Annotated in this window: 18 protein-coding genes, 1 other RNA gene and 1 riboswitch (1 of these 20 running past the window's edge); of the genes, 10 read left to right on the top strand and 9 right to left on the bottom strand. The window is 43.4% G+C overall.

What is annotated here, in order from left to right; all coding sequences use genetic code 11:
• Window positions 1-8 precede the first annotated feature (8 nt).
• The 5 genes from lepA to FAI40_01990 all read right to left on the bottom strand — a co-directional run bounded on the left by lepA (window position 9) and on the right by FAI40_01990 (window position 5655).
• On the bottom strand, window positions 9-1811 hold the full coding sequence (lepA, locus tag FAI40_02010) for an elongation factor 4 (GenBank protein QCE34207.1): 1803 nt from the start codon (window positions 1809-1811) through the stop codon (window positions 9-11).
• A gap of 45 nt (window positions 1812-1856) precedes the next feature.
• Entirely contained in the window at window positions 1857-2849 is a 993-nt protein-coding gene (locus tag FAI40_02005; GenBank protein QCE34206.1) for a hypothetical protein, read from the bottom strand.
• Between the two features lie 160 nt (window positions 2850-3009).
• Window positions 3010-3846 (bottom strand): inositol monophosphatase, encoded by an 837-nt coding sequence (locus FAI40_02000; GenBank protein ID QCE34205.1) that lies wholly within the window; start codon window positions 3844-3846, stop codon window positions 3010-3012.
• Window positions 3847-3951: 105 nt separating this feature from the next.
• Window positions 3952-4515, bottom strand: coding sequence for an elongation factor P (efp, locus tag FAI40_01995; protein ID QCE34204.1), 564 nt, complete (start codon window positions 4513-4515; stop codon window positions 3952-3954).
• Between the two features lie 132 nt (window positions 4516-4647).
• Window positions 4648-5655: a lysine-2,3-aminomutase-like protein gene (locus FAI40_01990; GenBank protein ID QCE34203.1), complete on the bottom strand. Its 1008-nt coding sequence runs from the start codon at window positions 5653-5655 to the stop codon at window positions 4648-4650.
• A gap of 22 nt (window positions 5656-5677) precedes the next feature.
• On the opposite strand from FAI40_01990, the gene genX reads away from it, so the two are divergent.
• The 8 genes from genX to FAI40_01950 all read left to right on the top strand — a co-directional run bounded on the left by genX (window position 5678) and on the right by FAI40_01950 (window position 12615).
• Complete coding sequence (genX, locus tag FAI40_01985) at window positions 5678-6643, top strand: EF-P lysine aminoacylase GenX (GenBank protein ID QCE34202.1); 966 nt, start codon at window positions 5678-5680, stop codon at window positions 6641-6643.
• 132 nt (window positions 6644-6775) lie between these two features.
• Window positions 6776-7804, top strand: a complete 1029-nt coding sequence (locus tag FAI40_01980; GenBank protein QCE34201.1) for a hypothetical protein — start codon at window positions 6776-6778, stop codon at window positions 7802-7804.
• An 8-nt stretch (window positions 7805-7812) separates the two neighbouring features.
• Entirely contained in the window at window positions 7813-10170 is a 2358-nt protein-coding gene (locus FAI40_01975) for a TonB-dependent siderophore receptor (protein QCE34200.1), read from the top strand.
• A 94-nt stretch (window positions 10171-10264) separates the two neighbouring features.
• Entirely contained in the window at window positions 10265-10576 is a 312-nt protein-coding gene (locus FAI40_01970; protein ID QCE34199.1) for a hypothetical protein, read from the top strand.
• Window positions 10576-10983, top strand: coding sequence for a cell division protein ZapA (gene zapA, locus FAI40_01965; GenBank protein QCE34198.1), 408 nt, complete (start codon window positions 10576-10578; stop codon window positions 10981-10983). Before FAI40_01970 ends, zapA begins: the two co-directional genes overlap by 1 nt.
• 44 nt (window positions 10984-11027) lie before the next feature.
• A non-coding RNA gene (gene ssrS, locus FAI40_01960) (6S RNA) lies at window positions 11028-11189 on the top strand.
• Between the two features lie 23 nt (window positions 11190-11212).
• Window positions 11213-11776, top strand: a complete 564-nt coding sequence (locus FAI40_01955) for a 5-formyltetrahydrofolate cyclo-ligase (protein QCE34197.1) — start codon at window positions 11213-11215, stop codon at window positions 11774-11776.
• A gap of 14 nt (window positions 11777-11790) precedes the next feature.
• Window positions 11791-12615 carry a TIGR00282 family metallophosphoesterase gene (locus tag FAI40_01950; GenBank protein QCE34196.1) on the top strand — a complete coding sequence of 275 codons (825 nt, stop codon included), beginning with the start codon at window positions 11791-11793 and terminating at the stop codon, window positions 12613-12615.
• On the opposite strand, the gene FAI40_01945 is transcribed toward FAI40_01950, so the two are convergent.
• Window positions 12612-13316, bottom strand: a complete 705-nt coding sequence (locus FAI40_01945) for a thiaminase II (GenBank protein QCE34195.1) — start codon at window positions 13314-13316, stop codon at window positions 12612-12614. The two genes, FAI40_01950 and FAI40_01945, sit on opposite strands and share 4 nt — an antisense overlap.
• Window positions 13317-13346: 30 nt before the next feature.
• Window positions 13347-15767 carry a TonB-dependent receptor gene (locus FAI40_01940; GenBank protein QCE34194.1) on the bottom strand — a complete coding sequence of 807 codons (2421 nt, stop codon included), beginning with the start codon at window positions 15765-15767 and terminating at the stop codon, window positions 13347-13349.
• Window positions 15760-15864: riboswitch (TPP riboswitch) on the bottom strand. (Overlaps the previous gene by 8 nt.)
• Window positions 15865-16014: 150 nt before the next feature.
• Between FAI40_01940 and FAI40_01935 the strand changes: the two genes are divergently transcribed.
• The gene (locus FAI40_01935) at window positions 16015-17757 is read left to right on the top strand and encodes a DUF885 domain-containing protein (GenBank protein QCE34193.1); all 1743 of its coding nucleotides are present in this window, start codon (window positions 16015-16017) and stop codon (window positions 17755-17757) included.
• A gap of 276 nt (window positions 17758-18033) precedes the next feature.
• Here FAI40_01935 and FAI40_01930 read toward each other — a convergent pair whose 3' ends face one another.
• Window positions 18034-18603, bottom strand: a complete 570-nt coding sequence (locus FAI40_01930) for a hypothetical protein (GenBank protein QCE34192.1) — start codon at window positions 18601-18603, stop codon at window positions 18034-18036.
• 66 nt (window positions 18604-18669) lie between these two features.
• Complete coding sequence (locus FAI40_01925; protein QCE34191.1) at window positions 18670-19773, bottom strand: hypothetical protein; 1104 nt, start codon at window positions 19771-19773, stop codon at window positions 18670-18672.
• A gap of 274 nt (window positions 19774-20047) precedes the next feature.
• On the opposite strand from FAI40_01925, the gene acs reads away from it, so the two are divergent.
• A protein-coding gene (gene acs, locus FAI40_01920) for an acetate--CoA ligase (GenBank protein QCE34190.1) crosses the window boundary here: on the top strand, window positions 20048-20467 show its 5' end (the start). The gene runs 1536 nt beyond the window's last position; 420 of the gene's 1956 nt are visible here — the first part of the coding sequence; its start codon is at window positions 20048-20050; the stop codon falls past the right edge of the window.

The following is a 20467-nucleotide window of genomic DNA, read 5'->3' as shown; positions in this document are numbered from 1 at the left end:
GATGTTCATTAGTCAATCTTGAGAGCAGCTAAGAAGGCTTTTTGAGGAATTTCGACTTTGCCAAATTGACGCATTCGTTTTTTTCCTTCTTTTTGTTTTTCAAGAAGTTTGCGTTTTCTTGAAACGTCACCGCCATAACATTTAGCCGTCACGTCTTTGGAAAGTGCGCCAACAGTTTCACGGGCAATGACACGTGAGCCAATCGCTGCCTGAATAGCAATTTTAAAGAGCTGGCGGGGAATGAGGTCTTTTAATTTGGCGCAAATGGCACGTCCACGCATTTCAGATGCGGCACGATGGGCAATAAAGGAAAGCGCATCAACAGGCTCTTGGTTCACCAGAATAGAGATTTTCACCAAATCGCCTTCTTCATAACCGTCCATCTGGTAATCAAAAGAAGCATAGCCACGGGTTAGGGATTTCAATTTGTCGTAAAAATCAAAAACGACCTCGTTTAAAGGAAGGCGGTAAACAGCTAAAGCTCTCGTTCCAACATAGGTGAGATCTAATTGAACCCCACGCCGTTCACTGCAAAGCTTTAAAACAGCGCCGAGATATTCATCGGGAACGAGAATATTGGCTTTAATCCAAGGCTCTTCAATCATTTCAATCTTAACAGGATCAGGCATATCGGCTGGGTTATGGATATGCTCAACTTCGCCGTCTGTTTTATAGACGTGATAAATAACGGAAGGCGCAGTTGCAATGAGATCAAGATCGAATTCTCGTGAGAGACGTTCTTGAATAATTTCCAGATGTAATAGACCAAGGAAACCACACCGAAAACCAAGTCCTAAAGCCGCAGATGTTTCTGCTTCAAAATGGAAAGAAGCATCATTTAAGCGCAGCTTTTCCAAAGAATCCCTTAAATGCTCAAAATCATCGGCATCCACAGGGAAAAGACCGCACCAAACAACAGGAATGGAGGGTTTAAAGCCGGGAAGCATTTTTGTTGCTGGACGTTTATCCAAAGTGATGGTGTCACCGACTTTACAATCTGCGACGGTTTTAATAGCCGCATTGATAAAGCCAATTTCGCCAGGGCCAAGCGTATCAACAGGGGTGATTTTAGGCTGAAAAACGCCCAGCTGGTCAACACGGTAGGTTGCTCCTGTTTCCATCATGCGAATCATATCGCCTTTGCGGACCGTACCTTCTTTAATTCGGATTAAAGTGATAACGCCAAGATAGGAATCATACCAGCTATCGACAAGAAGGGCTTGAAGCGGTGCGTCAGGATCGCCTTTTGGGGCGGGAAGGCGCTGAACCAGCGCCTCAAGAACAGCCCCAATATTGAGACCAGTTTTTGCGCTGACCTCAACAGCATCATCGGCATCAATGCCAACCATGTCTTCAATTTGCTCTTTCGTTTTTGGAACATCTGCTGCGGGCAAATCGACTTTATTGAGGACGGGGATAATTTCGTGGTCGGCATCAATAGCTTGATAGACATTTGCCATTGTTTGAGCCTCGACCCCTTGGGAGGCATCCACCACAAGCAGAGACCCTTCGCAGGCGGCTAAAGAACGGCTGACCTCGTAAGCAAAATCAACATGGCCTGGTGTATCCATAAGATTGAGAATATAGGTTTTCCCATCTTTCGCAGGATAGGTAAGGCGCACCGTTTGGGCTTTAATTGTGATTCCACGCTCTTGTTCCAGATCCATTGAGTCAAGAACTTGCCCTTTCATTTCCCGGGCAGTGAGAGCGCCACAAGCTTCAATTAAGCGATCGGCGAGAGTAGATTTTCCATGATCGATATGGGCGATAATTGAAAAATTGCGGATGAGAGATAAGGGCGTGTTAGTCATATTCTTTATTTAGGATAATTTTGAAAATTTGTCAGTAGCCAGAACTTAATTAGAGGCAGCTTGAGGCTGTGCAGGCTCAGGGACTGTTGGCGGTGGTCCATAGGCTTTCTGCGCACGAGCAAGCGCATCATCTGCTGGGATAATTTCGTTTGGGTTCTCTTCTGGATAAATATCGACACGGTCTGAAGGGCCGTTTGTTTCATGCGTATTGGGGTGCGGAATGCCAATCGTATTTGGATAGATGCGTGTGGAGGCAACGCCTGAATGCATAAGAATAGATCTGATCTTTAAGAGGCGTTGGAGGGCTAGGCGACGAGGCAAAGAAGGGTCATCATCTTGAGCGCCTGAAAAACCTTCCATCATAAGGCGTTTTTTTGGATTTTCCGCCATCTGTTTTCCAAAACGGGTGATGGCTTCAATGGTTTCTTGATCCATATCATCTTTGAGAGGCGCAAACTCGACCCGCAGTCCATCAAGAGAATTGGCCAGCGGGCGTGTGTCTGAAATTGCGCCATTCACGGGTTCAACAGGTTCTGGGTCAACAGGTGGATGAAGTGCTACGGCAGGGAAAGGAGGCGCTAAAATCAACGGCGGCGGAGAGGCTGGAATAGGTGGCACAAGCGTTGTTCCTGAACGGCTCACAGGACTCATAGAATTTTCATAAGGCGTGGGAGCGGCAGAGGGATCGGGGGCGCTGTCAGCTGACGGGCTTTCTTCTTGCGGCTGGGCAGGCGCTGGGGGCGAGTTTTCGCCTTGATTCTGTGGATTATTTTGTTGCGGCGTGTTTTGCTGAAAGCCATTATTTGCGCCTTCAATGCCAAGATTATCAGCTGCTTTCTGGGCCTGATCCTGAGAAACGATCCCATCTGTTGGAACGCCAGCAGATGCGCCAAAATTATCTTTTGGAGGTGGAGCGTTTTCTCCTTGAGGTGCTGGCTGCTGCGTCTCTGCAGAGGGCGCAGATCCTGGAAGGGCATTTAAATTTGTAGAAATTTGTGCCCAAGCTGGAAAAGGGGTGTAAAAAAGGGGAAGAAGCAAAAAAAAGAACTTTTTGCTTAGAAACCTGGCATTTGGAAAATGAAAATCTATTTTTATTTTGCGGTTATGTTGGCAATTCAAAAGAGAAATATCCTCCAAACAGACAGGTTTCAATTAAGACTTAAAGTCAGCGGATTTTTTTAAGATTAAGATGTTTAGCTTATGTCTTTGAGAGAACAAGCGCCCGGTCAACGAGTTTTTGCAGACGTGCGAATAAAGGTTGATTTCCTGCGACAACATTCAAACCTCCTTTGAGATTTGCATCAAGGATTCCACCTTCAGAATCTGTTATCTGTCCACCAGCTTCACGGATGAGAATAATGCCAGCCGCACAATCCCAAGGTTTTAAGTTATATTCCCAAAAACCGTCAAAACGCCCGCAAGCAACGCCAGCAAGGTCTAAAGCGGCTGCGCCAAAACGTCGGACGCCTGCAACACGTGGCATGAGGGTTGCTAGGACGTTCAGGAAGGGGCGTTGAATGGCTTTTGTAGAGGCGGCAAAAGGAATCCCTGTTGCAATTAAGGCTTCGGAGAGGCGTGTTCTATTAGAAACACGGATGCGCCGATCATTTAGAAATGCGCCAAGCCCTTTTTCCGCCCAGTAAGTTTCTTGGACAACAGGGCTATGGACAATTCCAGCAACGATTTCAATAGATCCATCTTCGTGACGGCGTTGCAATCCGATAGAAACGGCCCATTGCGGAATACCGTGGAGAAAATTGGAAGTTCCATCTAAAGGATCGACAACCCAGCGCCATGTCCAGTTTTCAGAGCCGCTTTCGCCGCTTTCTTCCATTAGAAAACCATAGCCAGGACGTGCCTTCTCAAGTTCTTCTTTGATAATCTGTTCAGATTTAAGGTCAGCTTGGGAAACGAAATCTCCTGGCGCTTTTGAGTTGATATGAAGGCGTTCAATATCAGAAAAATCCCGCAATAGCGAACGACCTGCTTTTATTGCAGCGTTATGCATAACGGCCATATGGGGGGATAAGCGCATTGGAACTAACCTTTTATATTAAATTATAGACTTAAAGGCATGCTTGCCTCCCAAAAAATAGGGGAGGCAAGCACACATCAGAAAAGAAGAAGTCGAAAAATGTAATTATTTTGCACGTTCAACGTAAGAAGCGTCATCGGTACGAACAACAATGCTTTCACCTGTTTTAATGAAAGGAGGAACCATTGTTTTAACACCATTTGCAAGAACGGCTGGTTTATAAGAGGAGCTGGCGGTTTGACCGTTTACAACGGGGTCTGCTTCGGCAACTTCAAGCGTGACATGTTGTGGCAAAGTTGCGCCAACGGCATCACCGTCAACAAATCGCACGCCAATTTCCATATTGTCTTGCAAGAATGGAAGCTGATCACCAAGCAAATCTTTGTGCAGCATTGTTTGCTCAAAGGTTTCTGGATCCATCAAAACGATATTGTCGCCATCCATGTAGGAATAGATAAAGTCACGGTCTTCAGTCTGAAGGCGTTCGACTGTGTCTGCTGTGCGCCAGCGCTCATTTGTTTTATTACCAGTTTCAAGGTCTCTCATTTCAACTTGAATGAAAGCGCCACCTTTACCAGGAGTCAGAATTTGCTGTTTTAGAACGGTCCAGCGACGTCCGTTATGTTCGAGGACTTGTCCAGCACGAATGAGGTTAGCCTGTTGTTTCATCTTCTTTTGATCGTCTTTTCAGAAAAATTTAAATTAACATAAATATGCTTATACATTTTATCTCTTAATCGTGCATCTATAAGTCTTGCAAGTCTTGTTCGATAAATCGTTAAAGATATTTTTGCTCTTATATCATTTTTTGAGTGTATACGCAGGGCCTAAAGGAATTTTTCCGCCCCCCTGAGGCCTTTCTGCCGTGTAAGCTGGAAAAGCTAAGCCACTGAGGCGTCCCCGCAAGGCTTTTAGAAGTGCTAAACCAGTTTCAACCTCAACTTTAAAATGCGAAGTGCCAGGCGCAGGATCAAGATGATGCAGGTAATAAGGCTTAACCCCCATCTCAAGAAACCCTTCAAAAAGATTGGCGAGCGCCTCAAGATTGTCATTGATTCCTTTGAGTAAAACGGATTGAGACAGAAGTAATATGCCATTTTTTCGTAAATCTTTAATCGCTTTTTGGGCTTGCGGTGAAAATTCTTGAGCATGATTGGCATGAATGGCAAGCCAGAGCGGTTTTTCGGTTTTTAGGCTTTTTAAAAGCGCTTCTGTGATACGTTCCGGCGCAGCCACAGGCACACGGCTATGAATACGTAATGTCTTAATATGAGGAATTTTATCAAGTGTTTCTAAAAGAAAACTTAAACGCCGAGGAGAAAGGAGAAGGGGATCGCCACCGCTTAAAATGACTTCATTTATGGTGGAATGTTCAGCAATCCAGTTTAAGGCTTTTTCAAGATGTTCTTGTGAAAGAAGGCCTGCTTCATGGCCTTGGCCTGTTTGACCAACAAATTCACGCCGAAAGCAAAAGCGGCAATAGAGTGGGCAGACTAAAAGCGGTTTAAAAAGGACTCGATGTGGATAACGGTGGATGATGCCAGGAATGGGAGAAAAAGTTTCGTCTGCCGTTGGGTCTGGAATTTCATAAGATTGCGTGTGTAATTCCCGCTCATCTGGCAAGACTTGTTTGGCTATTGGATCATTGGGAGTTTGAATAAGTTTGGCAAAAGTTGGAGGCACAGCAATCGCATATTTTTTCTCAAGCTGATCCTGCCAATTTGGAACTGGGGAAGTTTCGGGAAGAAGCTTATGTTCTACAAGCTGATAAAAATGACGTAGGGTTGTTTTAAGAGCAGAATTCGTCAAGGGATCACAGGTTTCGTAATTTATGGAAGATATGAAAGCAATTTTATTAAAACGCAGGGCAGAAATCTTAAAGGATGGACGTTCTTTTTTTGATAGGCGTGGCTATTTGGAGGTAGAAACCCCTTATCTCGTGAAGAGTCCGGGAGAAGAAGTGCATTTGCGGGTGTTTTCAACGTTTTTGGAACATCCTCAAGGTGGAAAATCTCAGCGTTTTTTGCATACAAGTCCTGAATTTGCCATGAAACGCTTTGTTGCTGCAACAAAAATGCCAATTTATCAATTTGCAAGGGTCTGGCGTAATGCCGAGGGAAGCGATCACCATCATCCTGAATTTACAATGTTGGAATGGTATCGGCCTAGTGCAGACCTTGAGAGCTTAATGCAGGAAACACAGGATTTTGTGCAGGCACTTTTACCCTCAAAAGTTTTTAGGCATGGCGATGAAATTATGATTTCGCAGGATTTTGAGCGTGTGAAAATGTCCGAAGCTTTCGAAAAATATGTTGATGCAGATGTTTTGGGAACAATTGGAAATGCAAACGCTTTAGCCGATCAGGCAGGTGTTGCCTTGAGAGAAGGTGAAGGGTGGGAGGATTTATTTTTTCGCCTTCTTCTTGAGAAGATTGAACCGCATTTAGGAAAAAATAAACCAACTTTTTTAACCCACTGGCCAGCGCCACAGGCAGCTTTAGCAAAGTTAAATCCACAAGATTCGAGAGAAGCCCTTCGTTTTGAGTTGTATGCTGGCGGGTTGGAACTGGCAAATGCCTTTGAGGAGCTTTCAGATGTCGCAGAGCAGCGTAGGCGGTTTGAGCTGGACCGTAAACGGCGTGAGGCACTCTATCCAGATCAAAAATGGGAAATGGATGAGGCTTTTTTGGAAGGGTTAAAAGATTTACCAGATTGTTCAGGGATTGCTTTGGGCTTTGATCGGCTGGTGATGCTCGCTACAAACGCGCCTAAAATCACAGATGTGATTTGGATATAAATTTAAGTGTGATGTTTTTACTATAATATCATATTTTGAAGCTTCTTATGCGTAGAACATGCTTTACAAAGATGTCTTACGGGTAGATTAAGTATGTATTTTTTAAATAAATATCATACTTAATCTCCATTCATGCGTTTTATTCTTTTTTGCCTCTTTGTTTTTGCTATTTCTTTTGAAGCTGTTTCCGCTCAAGAAAAATCTTCCTTAGCGCTTCCAGAAGGCGGTGGTGTGATTGATGAGTGGTTCTCTCATCTTCCGATAGACGTGATGATGGGGGCAAAAGTAACAGCAGCTGCCTCAGAAGTTGGCCGTGTGCCTTGGCTTTATGAGCTTTTCCCATCTTTGAAAAAGATAAAGACTGTTCCCGTTGGGGGTATGAGTGCCGAAGAGATGCTTTTGCTTCATCCCAGCTTAGTCGTTCTGCCGGGGGAGCGTGCCGGCAAAATGGATCAGTTAGAAAAAATGGGTCTTCATGTCGCCCTCATGGATTTTGTTGATTACGCAGGCCTGTTGGCCTGTGTAAAAAAGAGTGCTTCGCTTGAAAATACGCCTCTTTCTTTAGGTCGGGCGGAAAAATATCAAAAATTTCTTATTGAAAATTTAGGACATGCGCCTGTCAATATGGAGACAACTTTCTGCATACCGCATGGCTGGAAAGGACATAGCAGAGAAGTATCTTCGGGCCCTAAAGTATTGCATATTTCTTCGTTAGAGCCTTTGAAAGCGGATGGCAAAGAGACTGTTATAGAAGAATGGATTCAAAATGCGGGCGGGCAAAATGTTTTTACAGGGAAAGGTAATAAAAAGCCGATTACATGGGAGCAAGTTTACGCTTGGAATCCAGACATTATTATTCTTCAAGCGAATGCTGGATCGTGGAAAGCACCGACTGTTCCTAAGGGGGCATTTCTTTTAAAGGCTGCTAAAGAAAATCATATTTATCGAAATCCAGCGGGATTGTTTCTTTGGGACAGATCTGGACCAGAGCTTGCGTTACAGCTTCTTTGGGCAAAATGGGTGATGTCTGGAAAGACACGAGAAGATGAAAACGAGATTAAAAAGAAAATGCGTTTTTTCTATAAAGAATTTTATGATCTCAAGCCTTCAGACGAAATTTTGGAGAAAATTCTTCAGGGAGAAGCGCCAGATTTGGTGTAAATTTAATTTTGTCTATTCGTCTGATGAAACATTATGCAGGTTATTTGCGGCGTAAGATTTTCTCATGCCCTTTGCCACCTATTTTACCGGAAAAAATACGTTTTGCCCCCGATGCTGTTGTTATTATGCGAGGTGTGGCAGGGATATGCGCTGTTTTGGCTATTCAAGAGGCTGGTACGGCTAAGGCAGCGGAAGCCTCTTCGCAGGTTAAAGCGCCTTCTCAGAAAACAGCAGGAGAGCGTGTTTATGTTCGGGGAAAGAAAACAGATCAGCAGGAAGCTGTTGCAAACGAGGTAAGTGGCGTTAAAGCAGATTACCTCAATAAAGAAGTTGATCTGGGGCCTTTGGGGAAGATTCCTGGGGAAAAAGCGCCTTTTTCTGTTATGTCAGCTTCTCATGATGTGGTTGAAAATCAGCAGATCCGTAATATGGAAGATGCAACGGAATATATGCCCTCTGTGCAATGGGATACGGCTAATGATTCAACGAGTGAGATTGTGAACCGTGGATTTGTTGGAGATGATGTAACAAATTCCCGTATTGATGGGTTAACGGCTCGTATTAGTGCGCCTTATACCAGTGAACAGTTTGATCATTTAGCTGTTTTAAACGGCATGGCTGGCGCTATGTATGGACCGATGAGTCCTGCTGGTATTATGGATATGACGCTGAAACGTCCAACAAAACAGCCCTTTTTTAATTTTAATTTTGGGTATGATTCCAATGGTGCGCCTCTTGAATCGGGAGATTTTTCGATGGGAAAAGGACCGATTAAGGGGCGGATCAATCTTTTAAATCAAACAGGTCAAAGCTATGTCGCCAATTCAAATATTTGGCGGGATATGATTAGTGGTGATTTTGATATTCAATTAAACAAACGCATGAAGCTCGAATTAGATGCCAGTCAATATACAATTGGCGTTTATGGACTGCCGGGTGAATTTGCTTATGCGGAAAATGTGCAGCTGCCATCGGCTCCCAATGCGGCAACGCCTGGATATGGACAATCTAATGGCGGAAGTGTGACTTCGGCTTCGATGGGGATGGAAAAGCTTTTTATTGATATTAGCCGCCATTGGAAGGCAAAATTAGGGGGCTTGTATCAGGATACAGCGAGAAATACGTTTAATATTTCCAATAATATTGGCTCTTCTTCTTACTGCGCAGGGCATGGCATTGACGGCAGTTGCTACCAGCAGACTCTGATTCACAGTGATCAGAATGATAATTATATGCTTTGGAGTAATTTTGCGTATTTAAACGGAGATTTTCGAACAGGGCTTATTCATCATCAAGTAAATTTAGGGACGAATGGCTATGAGTCCAATTATGATGTTCCAATTGTAGACGAAAATCCAATCATTATTGATACCTCTCCTATGTATAGTCCGAGTGTTGTTCATGGATTAGGGCAACATCCAGGGATTTTAGGTCAGTATCATGCTGGTTATATGGCGACACAGTCTTTAATCGCAGGCGATACAATGGATATTGGACGCTATTTTACCGTGATGGGGGAGTTTTCATGGGGGTGGATTAGGACAATGGGATTTAATCCGAAAGGAGAAGAAACACGGCATTATGATGCGAATGTGGCTTTTTCACCAAGTGTTGGCATGACCTTTCACCCTAGAAAAGAATTAAATTTTTACTTTAACTGGGGAAAATCTATTCAGCCGGGCCCTGTTGCCCCAGGAGGTTCAGCAAATAATGGTGATATTTTACCTCTTATCCGTTCAGAGCAGTTTGAGGGGGGCTTGAAATGGACAGTTCGGAAAAAGCTGCAAATCAACTTAGACGGCTTCGCTGCAACGCGTCCTTATGCGTTTGATAATTTTGATGACATGATTAATGGGCGTCCTGTTTATGGGCTTTTCGGATCTCAGCATGATTATGGGATTGAGTATCAGATGTCAGGCAATCTTACGCGAGACCTTTCGATTTTAGGGGGTTTTACATGGGATCATGCCGAATTGGAAAATACAGGAAATCCACTGACGTCTCATAGAAAAGTTACAGGGGTAGCGCCTTGGCAGGCCGATATTTTATTTGATTGGCGTGTGCCAAAAGAACTCGTTTCGGGTTTGGCTTTTAATGCAAATGTGCATTATGTTGGCACAAGGGCTGCAAATGTGACCAATACGACTTGGGCGGATGAGTATGTCACACTTGATTTAGGCGCACGCTATGCAACGAAAATCTGTGATCATAACCTTGTTTTTCGTTTCACAGTCGATAATGTTACACAAGAACAATATTGGTCGTCCGCATTTGCAACAACAAATAATGGTGCACCGAATACTTCAAATGAGGCGGCTTTAGGATTGCCAAGAACGTGGCATTTGACGGCTTCAATGTATTTTTAAATCTCTTTGGTTTGGGAAATAGATTTAAATAAAAAATTGCGTTAGAAGAGAAGAAGCAGGAATTTTCTAGGTGTGCGGAAGGGGATGAAGGCGCGTGACAGCAGAAACAACGCTTCAAACAGAAGTAAAAAGGTTAGAAACGGCTTTGGAAGCTTTGCTGGAGCTAAGCAAGCAGGCGGAAAAAACGCAGCTAAAGCTGCGCAATGAGAATAAAAAACAGCGTGAGAAATATCAGGCTTCTATTGCGCTCGTGCAAACAGAGTACGAAGAAGTACGTTCTAAAACAGAATCTTTGTTAAGAGAAGTTGATCCTGCATTCTTCGATAAAAAGGGTGAAGAGACAGCGTCAAAAGAGTCTCCGGAAAGCTCAAAAGAAGAAACGAATGAAGTAGGAAAAACTGTCTAATGGCAATTAAAAAAGACCTTCTCGTAAATGGCTCTCTTTATACTGTTTGGTGCAAAGAGGAAGACGAAGAAAAAATTAAAGAATTAGGGGCTAATTTAGAAGATCGCAATTTAAAAGTTGCGCGGGCTTTGCGGCCAGATAGTGAATCACATGGCTGGTTTTTGACCTCTCTTTTGCTTTTGAGTGAGTTGGAAGAAAAACTTAAGCACGAAAGAACTTCTGAAGGAAAAAGTCAGCAGGAACTTCAAGAAAAAATAGATCTGGTGGAAGTGCAGAAAAAAGAAATTCATGCGCTGGAATTATCTTTGGCGACAGCCCGTCATCAGGTTGCTCTTTTGGCAGATAGAGCAGAGAAAGTTCTCTTCGAAGCGAAGAAAGAAGGCGAAAAAATGCAGGATAATTCGTGATAACTTTTGCTTGAGCGCTAAGCTGAAAAAGCTTATCCTTACTGGGAGGGCTGCCGAGTACGTTATTCGCACATCAACCTCTGGGCCGATAAGCACTCCTAAGGGAGCTGGCACTGTTGCAGCCGTGGTTGCATTATTTCCGGCTACCCACCTGTTAAAGCAGGTCCGGGAGGGCTGATAATGGAGACGGCTACGGTGGCTCTTTTCTAAACTCTTACTTAAGGCAAGGATGTTGGTTTCTCTGCGTTCTTATTTGAAGGAACAGCGTGTGAAGGCGCTTTCTTCTGAGAATGAAGTTGCTTTACGACATTTTTTATTTGATTTTTGTCTTCATTCCCAAAGAAAAAAATGGGGCTTGGTTTGGCCGATAAGGGGAGAGGCTGACTTGCGTCCACTTTGTTACGCTCTGTTTGAAAAAGGGTTTGAGATTTTTTTGCCCCAAACATTTCCTGAAACATCCCAGCTTTTTTTTAAGACCTGGCATCCTCATTGTAAGATGGAAGAAGGCCCTTTTGGAACATGGCATCCACAAGGAGAGAGGGATGAATCTTATAAATTAGAAGGGGTTATTGTGCCGCTTTTGGGATATGATTCTCAAGGGAACAGGATAGGGTATGGGGGAGGCTTTTATGATAGATTCTTGGCAAAATATCCAAAAATATTTCGGTTAGGTTATGGTTTTACATTACAGCACAGTGAGGCTTTAGATTGCCAGGTACATGATCAAAGACTGGACGGGCTTTGTACAGAAAAGGGGATTATCACATTTCCTGCTCGCAATGATAAAATATAAGGAAATAAGATAGCGTGAGAATTCTTTTTTTAGGCGATGTCGTTGGCCGTTCTGGCCGTGATGCGGTTCTGCAAAATTTGTCAAAATGGCGTCAAGAATATCGTTTGGATTTCATTATGGTGAATGCTGAGAATGCGAGCCACGGTTTTGGCTTAGGCCCAATGATTGCAAAAGAATTTTTTGACGCTGGGGTGGATAGTATCACACTCGGAAATCATGCTTTTGACAGAAAGGAAATTATCCCTGTTATTCATGAATTTCCGTATCTGGTGAGGCCGCTTAATTATCCGAAAAGCACACCAGGCAATGGATTTTGCATTAAGCCTTTGCCAAATGGCAAAAAGGTTTTAGTGATTAATGTTGCTGGGCGGATTTTTATGAATCCGATCGCAGATGATCCCTTTGCAGCGCTTGAAAATCTTTTAAGCCGTTTTCCATTGGGGCGTGCGGTTCAAGCTATTATTTTAGATGTGCATGGCGAAGCAACAAGTGAGAAACTCTCAATCGGCAATGCGTTTGATGGGCAGGTTTCTTTGGTTGTTGGAACGCATACCCATATTCCGACCGCAGATACACGGATTTTGCCAAGGGGAACGGCTTATCAAACTGATGCCGGTATGTGCGGTGATTATGAAAGTGTTATCGGGATGCAAAAAGAAGGCGCTGTTTTAAGAACACGCCATCCTTTTGCTGGTGGAAAATTAGCGCCAGCTTCTGGAGAGGCTTGCGTTTGTGGTGTGATGATTGAAACAGACGACAAAACAGGGCTGGCTCTCTCTGTAAAACCTTTCCGCCAAGGAGTGCATTTGATGCAGGCAGAAGGGCTAGGGAAAGATTAAGGCCAATCTTGTAATTTATAGGCTGCATCCCAAAAATTAAGTTCCATTTTTGAGGTCATCACGAAATCTTCCAGCATTTTTTGACGCAAAGCAGGGCTGGCATTTTCAGCGAGGCGGTTGACTAGGGCCTTCATTTTCTCATTATCTTGGTGGAATTTTGGGTTGCCATAATCTTTGAGCCAATTTTCATACGGATTGGGAGAAGTGGCATTTTTGCTGAGTTCATCTCCAAGGACCGCATAAATCCAAAAGCAGGGGAGAAGAGTTGCTGCTGTTTCTTCCGGGGATTTTAAGGCCGCAACGCTAAGTTCAAAATTTGTATAAAGAAGAGTCGCTGGTGCTGGCTGTGTCGCTGTTTTTTTGTGCCATTGATCTATTTGTTCCTGAAGGGCGTCGCTAGCGAATGCTAAAGCGAGTTGCGCATCTTTTGGATTTTCCAGTTTGGCAGCGAGAAGTTCAAAGCTTTTGGCATAATTTTTCAGGTAATAAGCGTCCTGTGCTGCATAAAAATCAAATTTCTTCTTCTCCAATGTTCCTTTTTCAAGCTCTTGATTAAAAGGATGGTTGCGAATTTTTTCGTAAAGAGGGGCAATTTTTTCCCATGCTTCTTCTGAAAAAGGACGGTGTTGAGAAGTGGCAAAAGAAAAACTGGGAAGTAAGAAGGTGATAGAAAAAAGAGTTGCAAAAAGTTTAGACTTCATAAATTTTCCTTAAAAACATGAAAAAGTATTTTAAAAACCAGCACTCATACTGCCGATAACGCCAAAACCGCCATCAATATAATATTTAGGGGCTTGCCCTTGGATAATCGTGCCATTGATGGCTTTTACAGCCTGTGCATTTAGGGTCGGTGTGCCGACACCTGATAAATAGGTTTGGTTTGAGAGATTGGTGAAATTTAATTGCCAGCTTGGGGCTTTTACAGGACCAAAATCTTTTCCTTTATAGCCGACAGATAAATTAGCGGTTGCATAGCCTGGAATAGACTGGTCATTCATAAAAGTTGAATATTGAGGGCCTTTATAATGGGCGGTAATGAGGCCAAAAAAGCCGTGCCAGTCATAACGTAGTCCAATGCTTCCAGAAAATTCAGGGGATTCAATCGCTTTTTTCCCTTTGGTGGGGAGATATGTCCCACCAACCGCCATGTCGCTGTTATTAACGGCATCTAAATATTCAAAACTCAGATAAGGGGAGAAGCCCCGAATAGGTTTGAAACCAATCGCACCATCGACCCCTCGGGAGGTTTGCCCGCCAGCATTGATCGTTGTGCTGATATTATGGTCATTGACGCTCGTAATAAGGCGGTTTGTAAAATTATAATTAAAAAAGGTAAGAGAGGTCACAACGTAGCGTCCTTTATGCCGCCAGCCAATTTCTTCGTTGATAGAATACTCGTTTTTAAGATTTTGCGCCCCTGTCGCAGAGATACCGCCTAATCCTGTGGGATCACCGTAATTTGTAAGATTATAGGTATCGTAAAAGGCGGTGACAGAAGGCGTTCTGAAATTTGTCACGCCATTGGCAAAAATTTGATCATGATTGCTTAATTTCCAGACAAGACCAGCACGAGGCAGGGGAATGGCGTAAGTGGTTCGGCTTGATTTTTGAGGGCCAGAAACAAGATTGTGAGCGTCTATGCTCTCAATGACTTCTTTAAAGCCTCCTGTGAGATGAATGCGAAAAGGTAAATCAAGCTGATCTTCAATATAGGCGGCATTGGTGTGCTTAACGCTATACATGTTGGTAGTGTTCCAAACTTGCCCATCTGGAAGTGGCAGCATTGTTGACGGATTATCACCCCAAATATTGGGGGCATAGCCGTTTTGTTCTACAGGCACATAATTCATTTGCTCACTGTCAGTGACATGGTCATACCAGTAGCCGAGTGTGAAATGATTCCATTTTAAATCATGCTTGATGCTAATGGTTGCTCCTGCCCGTGTCGTTTTTTGATACCAGTTGTCCCGATAAGTTCCATAGCCGCCATTATTGACAGGTGCTGGAAAATCTCCAGAAAGAGGTTGGTCATAGCCTGCGTAATTTCCACTTGTCATAAACTGGTCTCCTGTAGGGGAATTTCCAAAAATATACTGCCCATAAGGCTCAGCTTTAAAAGTGAGGTGTTTTGTAAATTGCCAGTTAATGGGCGCACCTGCGTAAATAACTTGGTAGGGGTCTTCGTCTAATCCATAGTAATTAGATCCGCCCACATCATTATTTGGATCAAAATGAGGGGCAAGAAGCCCTGCATTTTTTCCCTCCTGCTCCCATTGCGATTGGGTAACTTTTGGATAATAGCCAGTGATGGTGCGGTTAAAAGACATGACAACGGCGGCTGAATTTTTGTCATTATCTCCAAAGGGACGAATGGCTTTAAAATCGACATGGTTTCGGGTGTTGCTCCCGGGGCCACGCCATTGATTGGCCTGTGTGTAGGAATAAGATCCAAAGGCTCGGATTTTCGTGCCGCCAAGAACACCTGTATCCACTCGGATAAATTCTTTATCTGTATTCCAACTGCCATAGGTAAAGCCTGTTTTTACACTGGGCTTTCTCGCTGGATTGATATAATGCATCGAAAGGACACCGCCAGCAGCCTGTAATAACGGATCTTCAATTTCACCACCTTCTTGATTGAGTGTGATCGATTGATAATTCTCACTGTCTGCGAATTGGGCAGGTGAACCGCCACCATAGGCAGCGTCGCCAACAGGCATGCCTTCTAATAAATAACCAAGGTCAGAGCCAGAAATACCGCGTACTTGAATATCTGTTTGTGATGAAATCCCTACTTGATCAGAGCTGGAGACATTTGCTCCGGGTTGAAGTTCAATCAGTTGAAAAGCGTTGGCCGTAGGGCTTTGCGTTTTGATATAGGCTTCTGTGGAGGTGCTTTTTTCCATCATGCCTTCTTCTGGGGCGATAAGACCAGCACCAGCTGAAATGGTGCGGTGCTGAGACGAAATTTTGAAATGTTCAGGTTTTGGCGGAGGGGCTTTGTCAGAGAGTTTTTGTACGTGTTTTTTGCTTATTTTTTGAGAAGGTGGGGAGGCGAACTTGGCCTCATCGGCAAGGACAAAGCCGGGATGGAGCAGTAAAGAAAAAGCGGTTATGAAAATCCACCGCCTTTTTGACAAGGCAAGAAGCATAGAGATCCTATCCCTTCGCTGGTATGAGCCAGATCAGGTTCGAAGGGTCTGGCGCATTGCCATCTCAGCCCCGTAAAGGGCACCCCTTGGATTGAAAAAGCGTATTCTAATAAGGATATTTTTAACTTGTCCAGCCTTGTAACGTTGCTTTTTTGCATTTGCGTGCAAAATCGTCAGGCTTCTTGCTTTTTTATGACATTCTTGCCCATTATAGATCATTGTTTTTTAAAATGAGGTATTTTTGGTTATGGCGCTTTTTCCCCCACGGCTGGTCTCTTTGATGTCTTCAAGCGCATTGGCGCTTATTTTATTTGGTGGTGTGGGGCTTTCAAATACGGCTCAAGCATCTGATAAGGCGCAAAAACAATTAGATGCTTTTGCTCAAGTTGAGAAAGATTATTTTAAATGGCATTGGCTGCAAAGCCCGATTTCAGCGACATCAGACGGTATTCATACGATGGAGGGGCGAAATTTGGACGCAGCTTTAGATGATTCCTCTGAAAAAGCCGATAAAAAAGCCGTTGCTTATTTAAAAACGGTACGCCGCCAGCTTACGCACCTTAGTTTGCCAAAAGACAATAAAATCAGAGAGAATGACCGTCAGATTTTAATTCACTCGATTGATGGACAGCTTCTTTCCTTAGAAAAAATTCAGCCTCAAATCCATAATCCTGATTTTTATACGCAGATTGCAACATCTGCTTTGGATAGTTTGATTAGCCGTGATTTCGCACCTTTGGAAACACGGATGCAGGACGTGATTGCCAGAGAATATGCTTTTAAAAAATTCTTCCAAAGTGCTGCTAAAAAATTGGATCAAGTGCCTGAAATTTTTATTGAGGTTTCAAAAGAGAATCTTAATGGCGCAGAAAGTTTTGTTAAAAAGGATGTGCCCCTCGCATTTGCTTCGGTAAAAAATGAAGAACTTCAAAGGGAACTCCAGTCCTCAACAAAATCCGCTCTCAAAGCGATTGAAAAATACCGCAATCATGTAGAATCTCTCAAAGCTTCTGGAACGTATGTCTTAGGACGTAAAAATCTTGAAGCCTTACTTGCAAGTGATTTAACAACAACGCCGATTGAAACCCTGATTAAACAGGGTGAAGAACAGCTTCAAAAGGATCAAGCCAGCTTAAAAGAAGCGCAGAAAGCTATCTCTCCAAATAATTTAGCAGAAGCTTTTGCAACGGTTAGAAAAGACCATGTTGCGAGCGACCAGCTTTTGAATCTCGCAGCGGAACAGCTTCGGGAGACGCAAGATTTTGTGATTTCTCACCATATTGCCAGCCTGCCGAATAAAAGCTTTCCAAAAGTGACGCCGACTTTGCCTTTCGAGCGTTCTTTGATTACAGCTGCGATGTCTTGGCCAGGGCCTTTCGAGGCAGAAGCTAAAACCTCTTATTATTACGTAACAGCGCCTGATCCGAAAGATCCGCCTTTTAAACAGCAGGAGGATTTGGAGGACTTAAATACATCAACCATGCTAAATATTACGGTGCATGAAGGAATGCCAGGACATTTTGTCCAAGGGCTTTATTTGCATAGCCATCCAGAATGGTCATTGACCCGTAAGGAAGGTAATTCTTATGCGACAGCGGAAGGCTGGGCGCATTATACGGAACAGATGATGCTCGATGAGGGCTTTCATGCGACCCAACCAGAATATCGCTTAATGGTGGCGACAGATGCGCTTTTACGGGATTGCCGTTTCTTGGCTTCTCTTAAAATGCATACAGGGAAGATGAGTTTGAAAGAAGCAACCGATTTAATGCAAAATGCCTGCTATCAGTCTCCCAGCATGGCTTATAAAGAAGCAAGAAGGGGAACAGTTGATCCGGGCTATTATTCTTATTTGCTCGGAAAGATCCAAATCCAGCAATATCGGGATGAAGAGAAAAAGCGTTTAGGCGATCATTTCTCATTACAAGCTTTCCATGATCATATTCTTGCGAGTGGTTTAATTCCGATGTCTTTGATTGCAGAGGAATAGGATAGAATCCCCCTCCTACTAATAATGTAAGAGGGGGATTGTTTTATGCTTTTTTTGCGATGCTGTTCAGGCTTGAGTTGGGTCTTCGGTTTCTTTTGTCAGCTTGTCTGGAGGGAGAAGACTTTCGAAATAAGTCCCTTTCACAAAAGCTGCCAATTTAAGCTCAAGCTCACTGGGTTTATAATTATTTAAAGCCCGTGCAGCACGCAAGACTACTCTGAGATCGTAGCGTGTTGGTGAAATATCAGGAACTTGCTTGCTGATCCCCAGTAATTTCTAGACAGCAGCCCGACCTGTTCTAACCGAACTTTCAACAGTGAAGGAAACATCGTTCTGCATTTGCACAAATTGACCGATAAGTCCGACATTTGTCACACCATCAGGAACGATATCGGGGCGATCGCCTTTGCCGTAAGGCATAAAGGAAGTATGGACGATGGCCTCTTTGGCAATGGCCTCAAACGATTCTTCAAGACCAAGATGGTAGCACAATTCCTCAAGAATTTCTTTTCCTGTGCTTTTATTGGCTGTTTTGAAAATCTTGTTTCCTTGCGTTTTCATATTAAGAATGTCGCCCCAGATAACGCAGACATCTTTAGGTTGATTGAGGTAAGTCGGTTGACGCTCTACAATGAAAGAAATCGTCCAGTTTGAATCAATAATGGAGACAATGCCACCTGTAACAGCATCTCCTGATTCTGGCGGGTTGATGGCATAGTCTTTTGAAATTTTCTGAACAAGCGGACTGGACATCGGCAGGGTAGCGCACCAAGTCATCCAGCCAGAATTTTCTGTTTGTCCACACGCTGTTTCTGGATTGCCAAAAACAGGAGACACTTTTGCCAAGTTGCGCCATAAAGCCCATTGCTTCTCAGGATTTTGAGGCGTAACAGGTGCTTTATCTGTTGTTCCCTAGGCCGTGCCGGCGACATGGGAACCTGTTGTCGCAAAAACGACATCTTTCTCAGAGAGTGAAATTTCTTCTGATTTGCCATTCCGTTTGAGTTTCAGGGAAGTGGCTGTGAGGGTTTCTCCTTCGGCGCACTTATCTTTCTTAAAAACAATCTCTTCCACAAGCGTTTGGCACTGTATGCTGCCCCCTTGTTCAGAGAGATGTTTCCAAATAGGGCTGACCCAATTGTCATTTTGATTATATTTACTTGATTTCATACAGGAGAGATTGTTCATTCCAGGCAATCCCTCGGGGAAACGGTGCATATAGAGCTTTAATTGCAGAAGGCTTTGATGTTTTTCTTCACCAAAGCCAAACTGTGTTTTCCAGAACAGCCAAAAATTAGTTTGAAAAAAGGTCTCGTCAAAAAAATCTCCGATAGAAAGGCTATAAGCCTTTTCAATGGGCATCATTTCTAATTCGGTAAAGCGTTTTCTCTGCTCTGGATTTAGATTGAAAGTGGAAAAGTCCAGAATTTTGCCTTTTTGGTGCAAAAGGCGGGCTTTAGAATAGGATTGGGCATAATCATTGGTAAAGCGGAATTCATCTAACAGGCTATATCCGGGGAGTTCTGGCGAAGGAATGGTAGAGAACATGTCCCATAAATTCTGATGATTCCATGTCAGTTCACGCCCTCCTCTGGCACGGTAGCCTTCTTTTGCATCGCCAAAAGCGTCAAAAGCGCCTCCAACAAAATTTTCATCTTCTAAAATGACAATATTTTCGCCTTTGAAGCCAGCAATACCACCGCCAACAATCCAAGCTTTACGCTCAGCATTTTCTTTTGGCACAACGGGGCGGTTATTTTGATAAGCGCCAACATGATCTGGCGGAGGGAGTGTCGTTGTGGGGCTGGTAAACCAAGTATTGGCAAGGGAATTAGGGGCAGCCTCTCGCGCTTTCGCTTCAGGCCAGGAACTGCCCGTCCATTCTACGTTTTGTTTTGGAAAAGTGGGGCGGGTGTGCTTGTAAACAGAACCAGATTCCAGCTGGAGTGCTTTTTTATCCTGTGTTGTCATAACTCTATCCTCGTTTGTATCAGGAGAAATATGATGCACTTTCATCTAAAATTAGGGCGCTTCTCAAAGAGGAAAGTCAATTAAAAAGACACTTTTAAAATGGGCTTTTGTGATTGCTTTGAAAATTTATTTTTGATGTTTTTAGAGGCGGTCATTTGGAGATGTGCTTTTTTATGTGTCTTGGAATAATTAATTTTTAAAGAAAACGAGATATGCTAAAAGAGAGGGATAAATTGAGTTTCTTCCTTTGGCTGCAGCAAAGGTTCCCTCCTCATTTCCAAGGGCAATCGCTTTCATTTGTTAAGAGGAGAGGTTTCTCTTGCCCTCAAAAATTTATCCGGTTTTAAAATCTGTTAAGAATAATGCGTTAATTGACGCAAAAGTGTACGAAAAATGGTATCAGGAGAGTATCGAAAATCCAGATCATTTTTGGGATAAACATGGCTTAATTATCGATTGGTTTAAGCCTTATACAAAGGTTAAAAATGCCTCTTTCTCTAGAAAAGTTTCCATTAAATGGTTTGAGGACGGTGTTACCAACGTTGCTTGGAACTGTATTGACCGCCATTTAAGCGCTCATGGGGATCAGGTTGCCTTCATTTGGGAGGGCGATAATCCTTATATGGATAAAAAAATCACTTATAATGAGCTTTATGAGCATGTTTGCCGTTTATCCAATGTGTTGAAAAAACATGGGGTAAAAAAAGGTGACCGTGTCACCATTTATATGCCGATGATT

Source organism: Acetobacteraceae bacterium, assembly GCA_004843345.1.
GTDB lineage: Bacteria > Pseudomonadota > Alphaproteobacteria > Acetobacterales > Acetobacteraceae.
Note: the sequence above shows the minus strand (reverse complement) of the source record. Positions and strands in the feature narration are given on the sequence as shown.

What these genes read in the sequence shown, in the direction of transcription:
- FAI40_02000 (QCE34205.1), bottom strand. Translation starts at nt 3,846, where the DNA reads ATGCGCTTATCCCCCCATATGGCCGTTATGCATAACGCTGCAATAAAA.
- efp (QCE34204.1), bottom strand. Translation starts at nt 4,515, where the DNA reads ATGAAACAACAGGCTAACCTCATTCGTGCTGGACAAGTCCTCGAACAT.
- genX (QCE34202.1), top strand. Translation starts at nt 5,678, where the DNA reads ATGGAAGATATGAAAGCAATTTTATTAAAACGCAGGGCAGAAATCTTA.
- lepA (QCE34207.1), bottom strand. Translation starts at nt 1,811, where the DNA reads ATGACTAACACGCCCTTATCTCTCATCCGCAATTTTTCAATTATCGCC.
- FAI40_01925 (QCE34191.1), bottom strand. Translation starts at nt 19,773, where the DNA reads ATGAAAGTGCATCATATTTCTCCTGATACAAACGAGGATAGAGTTATG.
- FAI40_01980 (QCE34201.1), top strand. Translation starts at nt 6,776, where the DNA reads ATGCGTTTTATTCTTTTTTGCCTCTTTGTTTTTGCTATTTCTTTTGAA.
- zapA (QCE34198.1), top strand. Translation starts at nt 10,576, where the DNA reads ATGGCAATTAAAAAAGACCTTCTCGTAAATGGCTCTCTTTATACTGTT.
- FAI40_01945 (QCE34195.1), bottom strand. Translation starts at nt 13,316, where the DNA reads ATGAAGTCTAAACTTTTTGCAACTCTTTTTTCTATCACCTTCTTACTT.
- FAI40_01940 (QCE34194.1), bottom strand. Translation starts at nt 15,767, where the DNA reads ATGCTTCTTGCCTTGTCAAAAAGGCGGTGGATTTTCATAACCGCTTTT.
- FAI40_01935 (QCE34193.1), top strand. Translation starts at nt 16,015, where the DNA reads ATGGCGCTTTTTCCCCCACGGCTGGTCTCTTTGATGTCTTCAAGCGCA.
- FAI40_01955 (QCE34197.1), top strand. Translation starts at nt 11,213, where the DNA reads ATGTTGGTTTCTCTGCGTTCTTATTTGAAGGAACAGCGTGTGAAGGCG.